This is a genomic window from Bordetella hinzii LMG 13501 (assembly GCF_001548475.1).
In the GTDB taxonomy this organism is placed as follows: domain Bacteria; phylum Pseudomonadota; class Gammaproteobacteria; order Burkholderiales; family Burkholderiaceae_B; genus Bordetella; species Bordetella hinzii.
Genome location: NZ_LRUJ01000020.1, coordinates 1 through 15,392, shown reverse-complemented (window position 1 = coordinate 15,392; position 15,392 = coordinate 1). Strand labels below are relative to the sequence as shown.

Genomic DNA, 15,392 nt, shown 5'->3' with positions numbered 1-15,392 from the left:
GGCCGGGCCGGCTTCTATAATGGCGGCCGGAAGCGCCTCCTTGGGGGAGCGCAAGGATTTACGAGGCTGCGCGCATGAAAATCACGGTGATAGGAACCGGCTACGTGGGCTTGGTGTCGGGCGCCTGCCTGGCGGATATGGGCAATGAAGTCATGTGCCTGGACACCAACGCCGACAAGATCGCCCAGCTGCGCCTGGGCCGCATCCCCATCTACGAGCCCGGCCTGGAAGACCTGGTGCGCCGCAACGTGGCCGGCGGCCGGCTGCATTTCACCGCCGATGTCGCGCAAAGCGTGGCCTTCGGCAGCGTGCAGTTCATCGCCGTGGGCACGCCGCCGGGCGAGGACGGCTCGGCCGACCTGCAATATGTGCTGGCCGCCGCGCGCAATGTCGCCCGCCACATGACCGAGGCCAAGGTGGTGGTGGACAAGTCCACGGTGCCCGTGGGCACGGCCGACAAGGTGCGCGCCGCCATGGCCGAGGAACTGGCCCGGCGCGGGGTGGCGCTGCCGTTCTCGGTGGCCTCGAATCCGGAGTTCCTCAAGGAAGGCGCGGCGATCGCCGACTTCATGAGCCCGGACCGCATCATCGTCGGCGCCGACGACGCGCATACCGTCGATGTGATGCGCCGCATCTACGCGCCCTTCCAGCGTACCCACGAGCGCCTCATGGTGATGGACGTGCGCTCGGCCGAGCTGGCCAAGTACGCGGCCAACGCCATGCTGGCCACGCGCATTTCCTTCATGAACGAAATGGCCAATCTGGCCGAGAAGCTGGGCGCCGACATCGAACAGGTGCGCCGCGGCATCGGCGCCGATCCGCGCATCGGTTATCAATTTCTCTATCCCGGCGTGGGTTATGGCGGCTCATGCTTTCCCAAGGATGTGCAGGCGCTGCTGCGCATGGGCGCCGAGCATGGCGAACCCATGCGGGTCATCAGCGCGGTCGAAGCCGCCAACGAGCGCCAGAAGCTGCGGCTGGCCGAGAAGGTGCAGGACGTCTATGGCGAGGACCTTGCCGGCCGCCGCTTCGCGCTCTGGGGCCTGGCCTTCAAGCCGAACACCGACGATATGCGCGAGGCGCCCAGCCTGAGCATCATCGCCGAGCTGACCCGCCGGGGCGCCGAGGTGCGCGCCTTCGATCCGGTCGCCATGGAGCAGGCCCGGCCGCTCTTGGCCCATAACCCGGCCGTGAGCATGACGGCCGATATGTACGAAGCCCTCGATGGCGCCGACGCCCTGCTCATCGCCACGGAATGGAAAGTCTTCCGCGCGCCCGATCTGGAGCGCGTCAAGCGCCTGCTCAAGCGGCCGCTGGTCATCGACGGGCGCAACCTCTGGGTGCCGGCCGAGATGCGCGAGCAGGGATTCGACTACCAGGGCATAGGCCGCGCATGAAGATCCTGCAGCTCAACTTCGAGAAGGGCTGGCGCGGGGGGGAGCGGCAGACGCTGTATTGCATGCGAGCCTTCCGCAAGGCCGGCCACCAGGTCGAACTGCTGTGCCGAGCCGGCGGGCCGCTGCAGGAGCGCGCCCGCGCCGAAGGCTTCGTGGCCCACGGCGTGCGCAACGTGCCGGGCCAGCTGGCCTTCCTGGCCCGCCATGGCCGCGGCTACGACGTCCTGCATTCGCAGACGGCCAACACCAATACCTGGGCCGTGCTGACCAAGCTGCTGCACCGGCGGCCGGTGGTGTTTTCGCGCCGCACTTCTTTCGTGGTCCAGCCCGGCGAAGAATGGAAGACGGGCTTCAAATGGCGTCACGTCGACCTGTTGGTGGCCATCAGCGAAATGGCCGCCAGCGAGCCGCGCCGCCTGGGCATCGAGCCCGTCATCATCCGCAGCGCCGTCGAGCCGCACGTGATCGACCCGGCCAATGTCGCCAGCCTGGTCGAGGAGTTCGGGCTGGCGGGCCGCAAGGTGCTGGCGACATCGGCCGCGCTCATCCGCGACAAGGACCCCGTGACCCTGGTGCGCGCGGTCGGCGAACTGGCCCGCCAGCGGCGGGATTTCGTATTCCTGCATTTCGGCGCCGGCGGCGACCGCGAGGCCGAGGCCCGCGCCGAAGCGCGCAAGCTGGGCATCGAGGACGTCTATCTGTTCACCGGCTTTCGCAACGGCGTCGAGGACTTCTACAGCATCATGGACGTCTTTGTGATGGCCTCCAGCGAAGAAGCGCTGGGCAGCAGCGTGCTGGACGCCTTCCTGCAGAAGGTGCCCGTGGTTTCCACGGACGCCGGCGGCCTCAAGGAAAGCCTGGCCGATGGCCGGGGCGTGCTGGTGGCCGTGGGCGACCACGAGGCCATGGCCCGCGGCATGGCGCGCTGCCTGGATGACGCGGCCTTCCGCGCCGAGGCCACGCAGCGGGCCTACGACTACGTGCGCAGCGAGCACGACGTCACGGAAATGGGCCGGCGCTATCTGGCCGAGTTCGAGCGCCTGGCGCGCTGATCAGGCCGCCGGCTGGGCGGGCGGCAGCTCCACCCGGGTCTCGAACTTGGCCCGATGCACCGAGAAGAACGTCCGCACATTGCGCACATTGGCATGCGCCGTGAAGGCGCGGTGGGCCAGCGCATGGTAGGCCGGCATATCGCGCACCAGCACGATGACCACGAAATCCGGTCCTGGCGAGACCCGGTAGCACTGCAGCACGGCCGGTTCGGCCAGCATCCATTGCTCGAACTCATCCAGGCGTTCCGCCGCCTGCACATCGAGCGTAATCTCCACAATGGCGGTCAGCGAACTCCCCAGCTTGGCGGCATCGAGCAGCGCGACCTGGCGGGCGATCACCCCGGTCTCGGTCAGCCGGCGCACGCGGCGCAGACAGGTCGGCGGCGAGGCATGCACGCGCTGGGCCAATTCCTGGTTGGTCAGGGCGCTGTCGCGTTGCAGTTGTTCCAGGATGCGTCGATCCAGGTCGTCCAACTCGGGCAAGCCGGTGGCGGGAGAGGGATTTTCGACCATTTATTTCAATAATCTGTCCGTCAAGAAAGAATATTTAATCACTTATTTGTAAAAAAATAAACGTTCACGAAGACGCTAATATAGAAATCAAATTTCTTGCGGCTGCGCGCACAATGCGCACACTGTCTTTATAGGAGCTATGCTCATGTGCGGTATTGTTGGCGCCGTCGCCCAGCGCGACATCACTCCGGTGCTGGTCGAAGGCCTGCGCCGTCTCGAGTATCGCGGCTATGACTCCTGCGGGGTCGCCGTCTATATGGATGGCCATCTGCGCCGCACCCGCAGCACCCAGCGCGTCTCTGAACTGTCCGAGCAAGTGGCCGAAGAAGGCCTGGCCGGCTTCACCGGCATCGCCCATACCCGCTGGGCCACCCACGGCGTGCCCGCCACCTACAATGCCCACCCGCACTTCTCGGCCCTGGGCAAGGACGAGCCGCGCATCGCGCTGGTCCACAACGGCATCATCGAGAACTACGCCGAACTGCGCGCCGAGCTGCAGCAGGCCGGCTTCGTCTTCGAAAGCCAGACCGACACCGAAGTCATCGCCCACCTGGTCAACCACCTCTACAACGGCGATCTCTTCGAGGCCGTGCAGCAGGCCGTCAAGCGCCTGCAGGGCGCCTATGCCATCGCCGTTTTCTGCCGCGACGAACCGCACCGCGTGGTCGGCGCCCGCCATGGCTCGCCCCTGGTCGTGGGCGTGGGCAAGGGCGAGAACTTCCTGGCCTCCGACGCGCTGGCGCTGGCCGGCACTACCGACCAGATCATTTATCTCGAAGACGGCGACGTGGTCGACCTGCAACTGGCCCGCGTGTGGATCACCGACCAGGAAGGCAAGCCGGTCGAGCGCAAGGTCAACACCGTGCAGGTGCACACCGGCGCGGCCGAGCTCGGCCCCTATCGCCACTTCATGCAGAAAGAGATCTTCGAGCAGCCGCGCGCCGTGGGCGACACCCTGCAGGACATCGAAGGCATCACGCCCGAACTCTTCGGCGACGGCGCCTACAAAGTCTTCAAGGACATCGACCGCCTGCTCATCCTGGCTTGCGGCACGAGCTACTACGCCGGCCTGACCGCCAAGTACTGGATCGAATCCATCGCCAAGATCCCCGTGGCCGTCGAGATCGCCAGCGAATACCGCTACCGCGACAGCGTGCCCAATCCCAAGACGCTGGTCGTCACCATCTCGCAATCCGGCGAGACGGCCGACACCCTGGCCGCGCTCAAGCATGCCCGCTCGCTGGGCATGTCGCACACCCTGACCATCTGCAACGTCGCCACCAGCGCCATGGTGCGTGAGTGCGAACTGGCCTACATCACCCGGGCCGGCGTCGAGATCGGCGTGGCCTCGACCAAGGCCTTCACTACCCAGCTCACCGCGCTCTTCCTGCTCACCCTGTCGCTGGCCCAGACCCGCGGCTTGTTGACCGACGAACAGCAGGCCGAATGCCTCAAGGCCCTGCGCCACCTGCCGGCGGCCATCAGCTCGGTGCTGGCGCTGGAGCCGCAGATCATGGCCTGGGCCGATCGCTTCGCCTCCAAGGAAAACGCCCTGTTCCTGGGCCGTGGCATGCACTATCCCATCGCCCTGGAAGGCGCGCTCAAGCTCAAGGAAATCAGCTACATCCACGCCGAAGCCTATCCGGCCGGCGAACTCAAGCATGGCCCCCTGGCCCTGGTGACCGAGCACATGCCCGTGGTCACCATCGCGCCCAAGGACGCGCTGCTGGAGAAGCTCAAATCCAATATGCAGGAAGTGCGCGCCCGCGGCGGCGAGCTCTACGTCTTCGCCGACGCCGATAGCAAGATCGTCAACGAAGAAGGCATGCACGTCATCCGCATGCCCGAGTACTACGGCGCGCTCTCGCCCATCCTGCACACCATCCCGCTGCAACTGCTGGCCTACCACACCGCCTGCGTGCGCGGCACCGATGTGGACAAGCCCCGCAACCTGGCCAAGAGCGTGACGGTGGAGTGAGGGCCATCGCCCAACTCGACGCCACGTTGAGCGTGCCGTCTGCTTGACCGCGGTGTCACGTTGTGCGTTCGGAAAGGGCCGAGAGGGCCCTTTCCATACGTATCCCGAGGGGGTTACTTCGCTGGCACGACGGCCGGAGGGCTCCATTGTCCGCTGGCCGTCGCCGCCTTCGGCCAGTAAGCCCGGATATAAAGATGGGCTATCAATGCCGCGCCCGGACCTTGGTTTCGTGCGCCGCGCGCCAAGGCGCTCGCGGCGCCGGCCTGCCGCCGGGATCAGGCGTGGCCACCCAGATAGGCCTTGGCCAGCTCGTCGTTGGCGGCGATCTCGGCGGCCGTGCCTTGGGCCATCACCCTCCCGCTTTCGACCACGTAGGCGCGGTCGGCCAGGGCCAGCGCCAGCCCGGCCATCTGGTCGACCAGCAGGATGGTCATGTTTTCGCTGCGCAGCCGATCGAGGGCGGCGAACAGCTCCGCGATCACCTTGGGCGCGAGGCCCAGCGAAGGCTCGTCGAGCAGCAGCACGCGCGGACGGCTCATCAGGCCGCGGGCGACGGCCAGCATTTGCTGTTCGCCGCCCGAAAGCAGGCCGGCGCGCTGGTGGAGGCGCTCGCGCAATCGCGGAAAGCGCAGCAGCATCTCTTCGACGCGCGCCTCGCGGCCGGTGGCGTCCAGGAATGCGCCCAGGCGGATGTTGTCCAGCACCGAAAGCTCGGGGAACACTTGGCGCCCTTCCGGCACCAGCACCAGGCCCAGGCCCACGATGTCCTCGGCGGCGCGGCCTTCGAGCGAGTGGCCATCGATGTGCATGCCGCCCGACTGCGCGGGATGCAGGCCGGCCAGCGTGCGCATCAAGGTCGACTTGCCCGCGCCGTTGGCGCCCAGCAGCGCCACCATTTCGCCCGCCCGCACCTGCAGGCTGATGCCATGCAGCACCGGCTCGGCGCCATAGCCCGCCACCAGATCGGCCACGCCCAGCAGTTCGGCGCCGGCCGTGCGCGGCGCGCGGGCCGCGGGGGATTGTGCCTGCAAGGATTCGCCCAGGTAGGCCTGCTTGACCGCCGGATCGTTCTGCACTTCGGCGGGCGTGCCCACCGCGAGACGGCGGCCGGCGTCCAGCACCACGAGTTGGTTGGAGATGGCCATCACCAGCGCCATGTCGTGTTCGACCAGCGCGACGCCCACGCCGGCGTCGGCGATACGGCGCAGCAGCGCCGCCAGGGTGTCCTTGTCTTCGCGCGACAGGCCGGCCGCAGGTTCGTCGAGCAGCAGGACATCGGGATCGGTGGCCAGCGCCCGGGCGATCTCCACCAGGCGCCGGTCGACGTGCGCCAGGCCGGCGGCCGGGGCGCGCGGCGCGCCCGTGTAGCCGCAGAAAGCCAGCAGCGCGCGCGCCCGCGCCCGCGCCTGGCCGTCGTGGAAGCGGCTGGCCGAGAACAACCCGCCCAGGCGCCCTCGCGCCATGGCGAGCACGACGTTGTCTTCGACGCTCAGGGTGCCGAACAGCTGCGAGGTCTGGTAGCTGCGGGCGATGCCGGCGCGAGCGATGCGGAAGGCGGGCTGGCCCGCCAAGGGCCGCGCGCCCAGGGTGAAGCCACCCGCCGAAGGACGATAGAAGCCGCTCATCATGTTGAGCGCGGTGGTCTTGCCCGCGCCGTTGGGGCCGATCAGGCTCGTGACAGCGCCCTCGGGCACGGTCATGGATAAGTCGCTTACCGCGCGCACGCCACCGAAGGTCATGCCCAGGCCCTCGGCCGAGAGCACCGCGCGGGCGCGCCGCGGCAGCGCCACTTCGCCATGGCCGGCTTCGGCGCCGTGCGCGGCGGCCGGTGACGGCGGGGTCCGGCCCGCCACGCGGATTTGCCGCCATAGCCCGACCGCGCCCTCGGGTGCGACCCACAGCACGAGCAGCAGCAAGGCGCCGAAGAACAGCAGCCGGTACGCCTCGAGCGAGGCGAGCAATTCGGGCAGCACGCCGACGATCAGCGCGCCGATGATCGGACCGGCGACGCTTCCCGCGCCGCCCACGATCACGACCAGCACGAACAGGATGGACTGCATGAAGCTGAAGGTCTCGGCCGTGACGAAGCTCGAGAGCGGCGCGAACAGCCCGCCCGCGAGGCCGGCCGCCGCGGCCGAGATCGTGAATGCGGCGGTCTTGATCGCCAGCGGGTTCAGGCCGATCGATTGCGCCGCGGTCTCGCTGTCGTTGACGGCGCGCATCGCCGCGCCCCAACTGCCGCGCGCCAGCCGCGCATAGGCCGCCAGCACCAGGGCCGCTGTCACGATCGCCAGGATCGCCACGGTCTGCTCGGGCCCCCAGCCCGGCCAGAGCTTGGGCGGCGGGATGCCCATGATGCCGCTCTGGCCGCCGGTCAGATCGCGCATTTCCACGGCGGCATGCTGCACGATGAAGCTGAAGGCGATGGTGATCATCGCGAGGTACGGCCCTTTCACGCGCAGCGCGGGCAGCGCCAGCAGCGCGCCCATCGCGGCGGCCAGCAGCGTGCCGGCGGCCCAGGCCGGCCAGAAGCCCCAGCCGGCCTTGGTCGTGAGGATGGCCACCGTATAGGCGCCGATGGCATAGAAGCCTACGTGACCGAACGATACCTGGCCCGTGAGGCCCAGCAGCACGTTCAGGCCGATGCCCACGATCGCGATCAGCGCGATGTTGGCGAGCACGAAGACGTAATAGCTATTGAGGGTCAGGGCCAGCAAGAGCGCCAGCGACACCAGCGCGGCGCCTGCCGCAAGAGATTTGGCGTTCATACTTTTTTGACCTCGGCCCGTCCGAACAGGCCATTGGGCCGCGCGGCGAGCACCGCGATGACCAGGGCGAACGTGATGATCTGGGTGTAGCCCGAGCCCAGCATGACCGTGACCAGCGCCTCGGCGATGCCGAAGATCAGGCCGGCCAGCATCACGCCCCAGGCCGAAGCGATGCCGCCCAGGATCGCCACCGCAAAGGCCTTCAGGCCGAACAGCGTGCCCATGTCGGCACTGACGTTGAACAGCGGCGCGATCAGGATCCCAGCCACGCCCGCGAACAGCGTCGACAGGGCGAAGGCGGCGGCGACGGCGCGCTTGATCGGGATGCCCATCAGGCGCGCGGCATCACGATTCTGCACCACCGCCAGGAGCGCCGTGCCCCAGCGCGTGCGGCGAGCGACCCGATGCAGTACCGCCGCCAGCGCGAGGCCGAGCAGCGGGATCAACAGTTGCAGCGGATACACCCCCAGTCCCAGTCCGGCGATCTCGATGGGCGCCAAGGCCAGCGGCGACGGCAGGCTGCGGGGCTCCTTGCCGAAGGTATGCATGACCACGTTGTCGAGCACGATGCCGAGCGCGACCGTGGACATGAGCCAGGCATTCGAGCCGCGCGAGGCGAACGGGCGCACCACGACGAACTCCACCACCAGGCCGTAGAGCGCGCAGCAGACCAGCGCGAGGAGAATGGCCGGCGCCATGCCCCAGCCCAGCGTCTGGGCGAAGGTGAAGCAAAGCACCGCGCCCAGCATCATCGAACTGCCCTGGGCAAAGTTGACGGTCCCCGAGACCGAATAGGTGATGTGGAAACCCAGGGCCATGAGGCCATACATGCTTCCCAGGCCCAGGCCGCTGATCAGCGCCGCCAGCAACTGCATCGTGTTCTCCGCCCGCTTATTGCGCCAGCCCGACGGGCAGGATGCGGTTGTCGATGAACTGCGCCCAGACATAGTCCTTCGCGGTGAGCGCGTCATGCACGGCAGGCGTGAAGGGCTGTTGGTATTGCTTGATCAGGCCGTCGTAGCTGTCGATCTTGTAGAAACCCTGGCGGATCGCATCGCCGTCGGTCGAGCCCGCGCGCTCGATGGCCAGCGCGGTGAGCTGCATCGCGTCATAGGCATTGGCCACACCCACGGCCGGAGTGATGTTCTCCGGGCCCTTCACGTCGGGATACTTGGCCTTGAGCGCGGCGATGACTTTCTCGCCGACCGGCGACTGCTTGCCGAAGAAACTGTAGGTCTGGACGAAATGCACCTCCTTGGCATTGGGGCCGGCCAGCTCGGTGAAGCGGCCGCCCGCGGGGCCCCAGTGCGACACTACCGGCACTTTCCAGCCCATGCGGTCGAGCGACTTCACGACCTGGGCCGACGGGCCGACGTTGCCCACCATGAACAGCGTGTCCGCGCCGGCGGCCTTCAGCCGGGTGAGCTGAGGCACCACGTCGACATCGCTGCCCTCGAATTTCTCGCTGCCGACCGGCTTCATGCCCTTGGCGGCAAGCGCGGCCACCAGCCCCTTCTCGTTGGATTCGCCCCAGGGATTGTTGACCATGATGAGGCCGAACTTCGACGTCTTGAAGTGCTTCTGCGCATACTCGACCATGCCCGCATCGACGATCTCGTCCACGGCGGAAACGCGGAAAACGTAGTTGGGATTGGCGCCGTTCTTGGTGATCGGCGTGCCGGCGGCCCAGGGGCCCATGAACGGCACCTTGGCCTGGTTCACCAGCGGCACGATGGCCATGGACACCGGCGTGTCCAGCCCGCCGAAGATCACCGCCACCTTCTCCTTGTAGATCAGCTCGCGCGCGGCCACCACGCCCTTGGCCGGGTTGGCCTCGTCGTCGCGGCGCACCAGCTCAAGCTTACGGCCGCCGAGCAGGCCGCCCTTGGCATTGATTTCGTCGATCGCCACCAGCATGCCGCGCGAGATGGCTTCGCCGGCCAGCGCCGACTGGCCCGACAGCGCGGTGATCAGGCCGATCTTGATCGGCTCGGCGGCGATGGCCTGCGGGCCGAGACCGGCGCTCAGCAGGGCGATTGCGGTGCAAACAAAGGTACGGCGAGACAGACGAGACATGGAGTTCTCCCGAAGGGTTGGTGACGGCAGGCGTATCGGCCACTGTCCCGCTTCAAGCAAAAGCCATGCCAGTGTCTGTTTTTGGTTGCGAATCCTGGCACAGGGTTTGCTTGTGTACCTGGGTGTTTTTGACGGCAATCCATTGCATTTATTGCCGACAATTAATCGGTCCATTGACGGGAAAAAAGGTCTCGCCGCGCTGTCGACGGCATGCCGCGAGTCTCTTTCCGTCAAACCCGAACGCACAGAAACAGTGCACTCATGGGAGCAAACGATGCACACCGCACCAAACTGGAACAGCGACGCCGCGGACCCCGGCGCGATCGTCGACGCCTACCTCGCCACGCTGATGAAGCCCGATCCCGAGGGCGCGCGCCGCTATGTGAGTCCGGCGCTGCGTATCCGTTTCACGGGCGGACGTGAAATGCGCGACCCGGGCGAATGCACCGCCTTCAACGCCTCGCGCTACAAGTGGGTGAAAAAGCGCTTTGAATCCACCGATGTGGTTGCGGGAGCAACGTTCGAGCACGCGGTGGTGTACAACCGCGGCACGCTCCACGGCGAATGGCTCGACGGCACTCCGTTCGAGGGCAACCGGTACGTCGACCGCTATGTCGTTCGCGCCGGTCTGATCACAGAGATGGACGTCTGGAACGACAGCGCCGAATGGCTGCTGGTGCGCGCGGGGCTGGCCGAAGCATGAGCGCGCCTTCCGTTTCCGACGCCGGGCGCTTCGGCCCCTTGCCCACGCACGGCCGCTTCGACTACTCGCCCATCCATGGCCGCGCCGACTATGCCTGGCCTCAAGGCGCGCGCCTGGCGGTCTACCTGGGTTTCAATATCGAGCATTTTGCCTACGGCGCGGGCTTGGGCGCCCGGCTGGGCGCCAGCTTCGGCGAGCCTGACGTGCTGAACTACGCCTGGCGCGAATACGGTAACCGGGTCGGCGCGTGGCGCTGCCTGGAGCTGTTCGACGCGCTGGGTCTGCCCGCCGGGGTGATCGCCAACACCGCCATCCTGGATCATTGCCCCGAGCTCATCGACGCCTGCGTGGCGCGCGGCGACGAATTGATCGCCCATGGCCATACCAACGCCGAGCACCAGGGCGGCTACGATGAGGCCACCGAGCGCGCGCTGCTGGAACACTGCGCGCAGCGTTTCGCCGCCCGCACAGGCAGCCGCCCCGCCGGCTGGCTCTCGCCCTGGATCGCCGAGTCGCCGCTCACCTGCGACCTGCTGGCCGAAACGGGCTACCGCTATACGCTTAACTGGTGCCACGACGACCAGCCGATTGCGCTGCGCACCCGCTGCGCCGCGCCGCTGTGGTCGGTGCCGTATCCGCAGGAAGTCAACGACATCCCCATGATCGTGGCGCGCCAGATGGACGGCAAGGATTTCGCCCAGCTCATCATCGACAACTTCGACGAGATGCTCGAGCAGTCACGGCGGCAGCCGCTGGTCATGGGCATCGCCCTGCATCCCTATCTCGTGGGCCAGCCGTATCGGCTGCGTCACCTGCGCCGCGCGCTTACGCACATCGCCGCCCACCGCGACCGCGGCGATGTCTGGTTCACCACCCCGGGCGCGATCTGCGCCCACGCCGATAGGCTTTCCCGCGCCAAGGAGACCCTTGCATGACCCAGCCTCAATCCGGCCTGCCCTTTACCGACACCGCCGGCGCCTGGGTGCCGCACGGCCGGTTCCGCCTGGCGCCCACGGGAACGGGCCCGCTCGATGGCCTGCGCTTTGCCGCGAAGGACCTCTTCGACGTGGCCGGCCACACCACCGGCGCCGGCAACCCTGACTGGCTTGCCAGCCATGCGCCGGCCATCGCCACCAGTCCCGTCGTCTCGCGTCTGCTCGCGGCGGGCGCGGAACTGCACGGCAAGACCATCACCGACGAACTGGCCTACAGCATCCAGGGCGAGAACGTGCATTACGGCACCCCGCTCAACACGCGCGCGCCCGACCGAGTGCCGGGCGGCTCGTCCAGCGGCTCGGCCGCGGCGGTGGCCGCGGGCCTGGTCGACTTCGCGCTGGGCACCGATACCGGCGGCTCGACGCGGGTGCCGGCCAGCTATTGCGGACTTTGGGGGTTGCGCACCACGCATGGCCTGGTCAGCGCCGAGCATATGGTGCCGCTCTCGCCGCTGTTCGACACCGTGACCTGGCTGGCCGCCGACGCCGGCTTGTTCGAGCGCGTCGGCCAGACCTTGCTGCCCGAGCCGGCCGGCTTGGCGTGGACGTCGGCCGTGGTATTGAGCGATGCCTGCCTCCAGGCCGATGCGGTGTTCCAGCCGCTGCTGCGCGCCGTGACGCAGGCGCTCGAAGCCGGGCTGGGCCTGCCGGTCGCCCACGCGCCGGCCTCGGATACGGACCTGGAACAATGGCGCCAGACCTACGTGACGGTGTCGGCCTATGACGCCTGGCAGACGCACGGCGATTGGATCACCCGCGTCCAGCCCACGTTCGGCGCGGCCGTGGCGGGCCGCTGGAAGATGGCGGCCGCCGTCAGCGCGCAGGCCGCCGCGCAGGCCGGCGCGCAGCGGGCACGGTTGCGCGCGCAGATCCATGCGCTGCTGGGCCGGGGTACGGTCGCAGTGTTGCCTTCGGCCTCGAGCGTGGCGATATCGCGCACCGCCGACCCGGTCACCGTGGATCAGATTCGCGCCAATACTTTTCGCATCACCTCGATCGCGGGCCTGGCCGGACTGCCGCAGGTGAACATCCCCTTCGCCGGAGCCGACGGGCTGCCGGCGGGTGTGTCGCTGCTCGGTCCGGCGGGCAGCGATCTGGCGCTGATCCGCCTCGCCGTGGAGGTGGGCCGCCAGCTCGCGGCCATCGGCACCGAAACCCGGTCATCCGCCGCGCTGGCGGCAATGGCAAAATAAGCAGCCCGCAACCGGCGTGGGCCCGCCTCGCGCCTGACGAAACCGTCATGAAAAAAGCAGCCTCTCCTTTTTCCACCGGCCCGGCCACGCGCGCCGCGCCGCGCGGCCGGCCCAAGGTGCGCCCGGGTGCGCTGGCGCCCGCCGACAGCGGCCATCCCGAAGATGCGGAAACCCGGATCTACCAGTCGGTGGTGACAGGGGTGATGAGCCAGCGCCTGCGCCCAGGCACCAAGCTGCCCGAGGCGGCCTTGTGCGAACTGTTCGGCGTGGGCCGCAGCGCGGTGCAGAAGGCCTTGCAGCGCCTGGCGCATGATCATGTGGTGGAACTGCGGCCCAACCGGGGCGCGATCGTGGCGATGCCCACCCGTGAAGAGGTCGGCATGCTGTTCGAGGCGCGCCGTGCCCTCGAAGCGGCCATCCTGCCGCTGGTGGCGCAGTCCGCCAGCCGGGCCGACTTCGCTTCGCTGCGGCGCCAGTTGCGCGACGAGCACCGCGCCATGCACGACTATCCCCAGACGGAATGGGCGCGCCTGGCGAGCGCTTTTCACCTGCGCCTGGGTGAGCTGTCGCGCAACCCGATCCTGGCGCGCTACCTGGCCGAGATCATCTCGCGTTGCTCATTGGTGGTGGCGATCTTCCAGCCGCCGGGAAACGCCACCTGCGAACACGACGAACATGCTCGCGTGGTCGACTTCCTCGAGCAGGGCCGCGTGGCCGAAGCGGTGGCCGAAATGGATCTGCATCTGCGCCAGCTCGAGTCGCACATCCAGTTGGTGGAGACGCAGCCCGAGCTCAGCCTGGCCGACATGCTGGGCCTGGGCTGAGCCCGGCCATCCCGGGCTCGTCAAGCGGCTCCGCCGGACTCCTGACGGGCCATCATCTCCTTCTGCTTCGCCTTCTCCGCCTTTTCTCCATCGTGGTGGGACTTGATGGCGAGAAACATGAAGGTGCCCAACACGATAAGCTTGAACGCGCCGAAGACGACAGGAACCCAAAAATTCATCATTTCCTCAAAACGCTGCGCCAGCAGCTTCAGTTGCCACTCTTGGGCGAGGCAAGGGTAAACGATCGGCAGCCATGAGGCCGCGACCGGCGCCCACCCGATTTCAGCGAGTGCTAGTGTACTTCGCGCAGCGGGATTCCAAGGCCCGGGTCCGATGGCACATCGGACCCGGTTCTTTTTTTGGGGCCGAGCCGGGACGCGGACCATAACTTTTCGCGTGGCGCCACGAGCCGAAATTTCACCTGAGGGCAGCGCCGCCGCGCAGCTCAGGGAAAGCCCTCAAGTCCGGCGCGCCCTGGCGCATTGAAAAATACTTAGGTCTCTAATATTATTTTTCGCACACGTTCTTGCCTGGCGCGATCGCAGGCCCATTGCGCCGCAACGGCGGTTCGGGAGCGTGAATCTAAAAAAACGGAGACAACCATGTTCGAGATTCCCGCCGGCGCGCGCCGCGCCTGTACTCACGCCGTTTTCGCATCCGGGCTGGCCGCGGCCTGCCTGGTCTTGCCGCAAGCCGCCGCGGCGTCGGAGGACGCCTCGAAATTTCCTTCGCATGCGATTCGCTTCATTGTTCCCTATGCCGCTGGCGGTCTGCCGGATACGGTCGCGCGGGTGGTCGCGCAGCGGCTGACCATTTCGCTCGGCCAGCCTGTCGTCGTGGAGAACAAGCCGGGCGCCAACGGCGTGGTGGCCGCCCAGGCGCTCACCGGGAGCGCGCGTGACGGTTACACCTATCTGGTCACCGACGGCTCGATGATGTCGATCAACCCGTCCCTGTACAAAGATCTCTCCTACGACCCGAAGCGGGATTTCGTTCCGGTGTCCTTGATCGCGACCTCGCCGCTGTTCCTGGCCACGAGCGCACAGACGAAGATCAACTCCCTGGCCGAGTTCGTCGACCGCGCGAAGGCGAAGTCCGCGGCGATCAACTATGGATCGTCCGGCGTGGGCAGCTCCCATCACCTGACCATGGAAGCCCTGAATGTGGCGCTGGGCACCAAGATGACCCATGTTCCGTTCCGGGGCTCCGGGCAGTCCGTGCCAGCCATGGTCGGCAATCAGGTGGATGTGGTGTTCGCGGCGTTGCCCTCGCTGTCCGGTTTCGCGGAGAAAGGCCAGGTCAAGATTCTCGCCACGAATGCCGGCAAGCGTTCGTCGCTGGCGCCCGAGATTCCGGCCATCGCCGAGATCGTCCCGGGATTCGATTTCGCGGTCACGGTGGGCGCGCTGGCCGCGACCGGCGTGCCGGACTATGCGGTGCAAAAGGTGTCGCGCGAGCTGGCCAAGGCGGTCCAGGATCCTGCCGTCGTGAAGCAGTTCAACACCCTGGGCATCGAGCCTATCGGCGGCGGATCCGCCGATTATGGGCGGGCCATCGATGCCGAAACCCAGCGCTACCAGAGCGCGATCAAGGCCGCCGCCATCAAGGCCGATTAAGGCGCGCGCCCTTCGACGCGGCGCGGCGGCCTGGCGCATTGAAAAAATACTTAGAGATCTAATATAATTCCGGAAAAGCAGGCCGCGGGCGCGGCGGATGTGGGAGCCGAGGAGTAACTATGTTGACGAAGGAAGAAAACGAGCTGCTTTGCCGTGTCGAGGGCGACGCGGCCATGGGCCAGCTCATGCGGCGCCATTGGGTGCCGGTCTGCCTGACCGAGGAAGTCAGCGAGCCGGACGGAGACCCCGTCCATGCCCGCATTCTTGGTGAAGACCT

Annotated in this window: 13 protein-coding genes and 1 pseudogene; 9 read left to right on the top strand and 5 right to left on the bottom strand. The window is 67.4% G+C overall.

The genetic code is table 11. From position 1 onward, the window contains the following. Positions 1 to 74: 74 nt before the first annotated feature. Positions 75 to 1,397, top strand: coding sequence for a UDP-glucose dehydrogenase family protein (locus AXA74_RS14035; RefSeq protein ID WP_029577716.1), 1,323 nt, complete (start codon positions 75 to 77; stop codon positions 1,395 to 1,397). Then, positions 1,394 to 2,449: a glycosyltransferase family 4 protein gene (locus tag AXA74_RS14030; RefSeq protein WP_032979415.1), complete on the top strand. Its 1,056-nt coding sequence runs from the start codon at positions 1,394 to 1,396 to the stop codon at positions 2,447 to 2,449. Before AXA74_RS14035 ends, AXA74_RS14030 begins: the two co-directional genes overlap by 4 nt. On the opposite strand, the gene AXA74_RS14025 is transcribed toward AXA74_RS14030, so the two are convergent. Next, positions 2,450 to 2,962, bottom strand: coding sequence for an Lrp/AsnC family transcriptional regulator (locus tag AXA74_RS14025; RefSeq protein WP_029577714.1), 513 nt, complete (start codon positions 2,960 to 2,962; stop codon positions 2,450 to 2,452). Positions 2,963 to 3,107: 145 nt separating this feature from the next. Here AXA74_RS14025 and glmS point away from each other — a divergent pair, with 145 nt between their 5' ends. Continuing rightward, entirely contained in the window at positions 3,108 to 4,940 is a 1,833-nt protein-coding gene (gene glmS, locus AXA74_RS14020; protein WP_029577713.1) for a glutamine--fructose-6-phosphate transaminase (isomerizing), read from the top strand. A 275-nt stretch (positions 4,941 to 5,215) separates the two neighbouring features. Here glmS and AXA74_RS14015 read toward each other — a convergent pair whose 3' ends face one another. Genes AXA74_RS14015 through AXA74_RS14005 form a run of 3 tightly spaced genes read right to left on the bottom strand, consistent with a single transcriptional unit; the run spans position 5,216 to position 9,784 of the window. Continuing rightward, positions 5,216 to 7,708, bottom strand: a complete 2,493-nt coding sequence (locus AXA74_RS14015; protein WP_032979414.1) for a branched-chain amino acid ABC transporter ATP-binding protein/permease — start codon at positions 7,706 to 7,708, stop codon at positions 5,216 to 5,218. Then, positions 7,705 to 8,583 carry a branched-chain amino acid ABC transporter permease gene (locus AXA74_RS14010; protein WP_032979413.1) on the bottom strand — a complete coding sequence of 293 codons (879 nt, stop codon included), beginning with the start codon at positions 8,581 to 8,583 and terminating at the stop codon, positions 7,705 to 7,707. The genes AXA74_RS14015 and AXA74_RS14010 overlap by 4 nt, the downstream gene beginning before the upstream one ends. A gap of 16 nt (positions 8,584 to 8,599) precedes the next feature. Next, positions 8,600 to 9,784 carry an ABC transporter substrate-binding protein gene (locus tag AXA74_RS14005; RefSeq protein WP_029577710.1) on the bottom strand — a complete coding sequence of 395 codons (1,185 nt, stop codon included), beginning with the start codon at positions 9,782 to 9,784 and terminating at the stop codon, positions 8,600 to 8,602. Positions 9,785 to 10,058: 274 nt separating this feature from the next. Between AXA74_RS14005 and AXA74_RS14000 the strand changes: the two genes are divergently transcribed. Genes AXA74_RS14000 through AXA74_RS13985 form a run of 4 tightly spaced genes read left to right on the top strand, consistent with a single transcriptional unit; the run spans position 10,059 to position 13,499 of the window. Then, positions 10,059 to 10,487, top strand: coding sequence for a nuclear transport factor 2-like protein (locus tag AXA74_RS14000; RefSeq protein WP_029577709.1), 429 nt, complete (start codon positions 10,059 to 10,061; stop codon positions 10,485 to 10,487). Continuing rightward, positions 10,484 to 11,422, top strand: coding sequence for a polysaccharide deacetylase family protein (locus tag AXA74_RS13995; RefSeq protein ID WP_029577708.1), 939 nt, complete (start codon positions 10,484 to 10,486; stop codon positions 11,420 to 11,422). The genes AXA74_RS14000 and AXA74_RS13995 overlap by 4 nt, the downstream gene beginning before the upstream one ends. Continuing rightward, on the top strand, positions 11,419 to 12,675 hold the full coding sequence (locus AXA74_RS13990) for an amidase (protein WP_051593850.1): 1,257 nt from the start codon (positions 11,419 to 11,421) through the stop codon (positions 12,673 to 12,675). Before AXA74_RS13995 ends, AXA74_RS13990 begins: the two co-directional genes overlap by 4 nt. 47 nt (positions 12,676 to 12,722) lie before the next feature. Beyond that, complete coding sequence (locus AXA74_RS13985; RefSeq protein WP_032956408.1) at positions 12,723 to 13,499, top strand: GntR family transcriptional regulator; 777 nt, start codon at positions 12,723 to 12,725, stop codon at positions 13,497 to 13,499. A 20-nt stretch (positions 13,500 to 13,519) separates the two neighbouring features. On the opposite strand, the gene AXA74_RS24565 is transcribed toward AXA74_RS13985, so the two are convergent. Beyond that, a complete protein-coding gene (locus tag AXA74_RS24565) occupies positions 13,520 to 13,885 on the bottom strand; it encodes a hypothetical protein (protein WP_142028362.1) in 366 nt (121 codons plus the stop codon). A gap of 216 nt (positions 13,886 to 14,101) precedes the next feature. Here AXA74_RS24565 and AXA74_RS13980 point away from each other — a divergent pair, with 216 nt between their 5' ends. After that, positions 14,102 to 15,115 (top strand): Bug family tripartite tricarboxylate transporter substrate binding protein, encoded by a 1,014-nt coding sequence (locus AXA74_RS13980; RefSeq protein ID WP_048940402.1) that lies wholly within the window; start codon positions 14,102 to 14,104, stop codon positions 15,113 to 15,115. Between the two features lie 119 nt (positions 15,116 to 15,234). After that, positions 15,235 to 15,392, top strand: a pseudogene (locus AXA74_RS24690) (Rieske 2Fe-2S domain-containing protein); the annotation flags it as partial.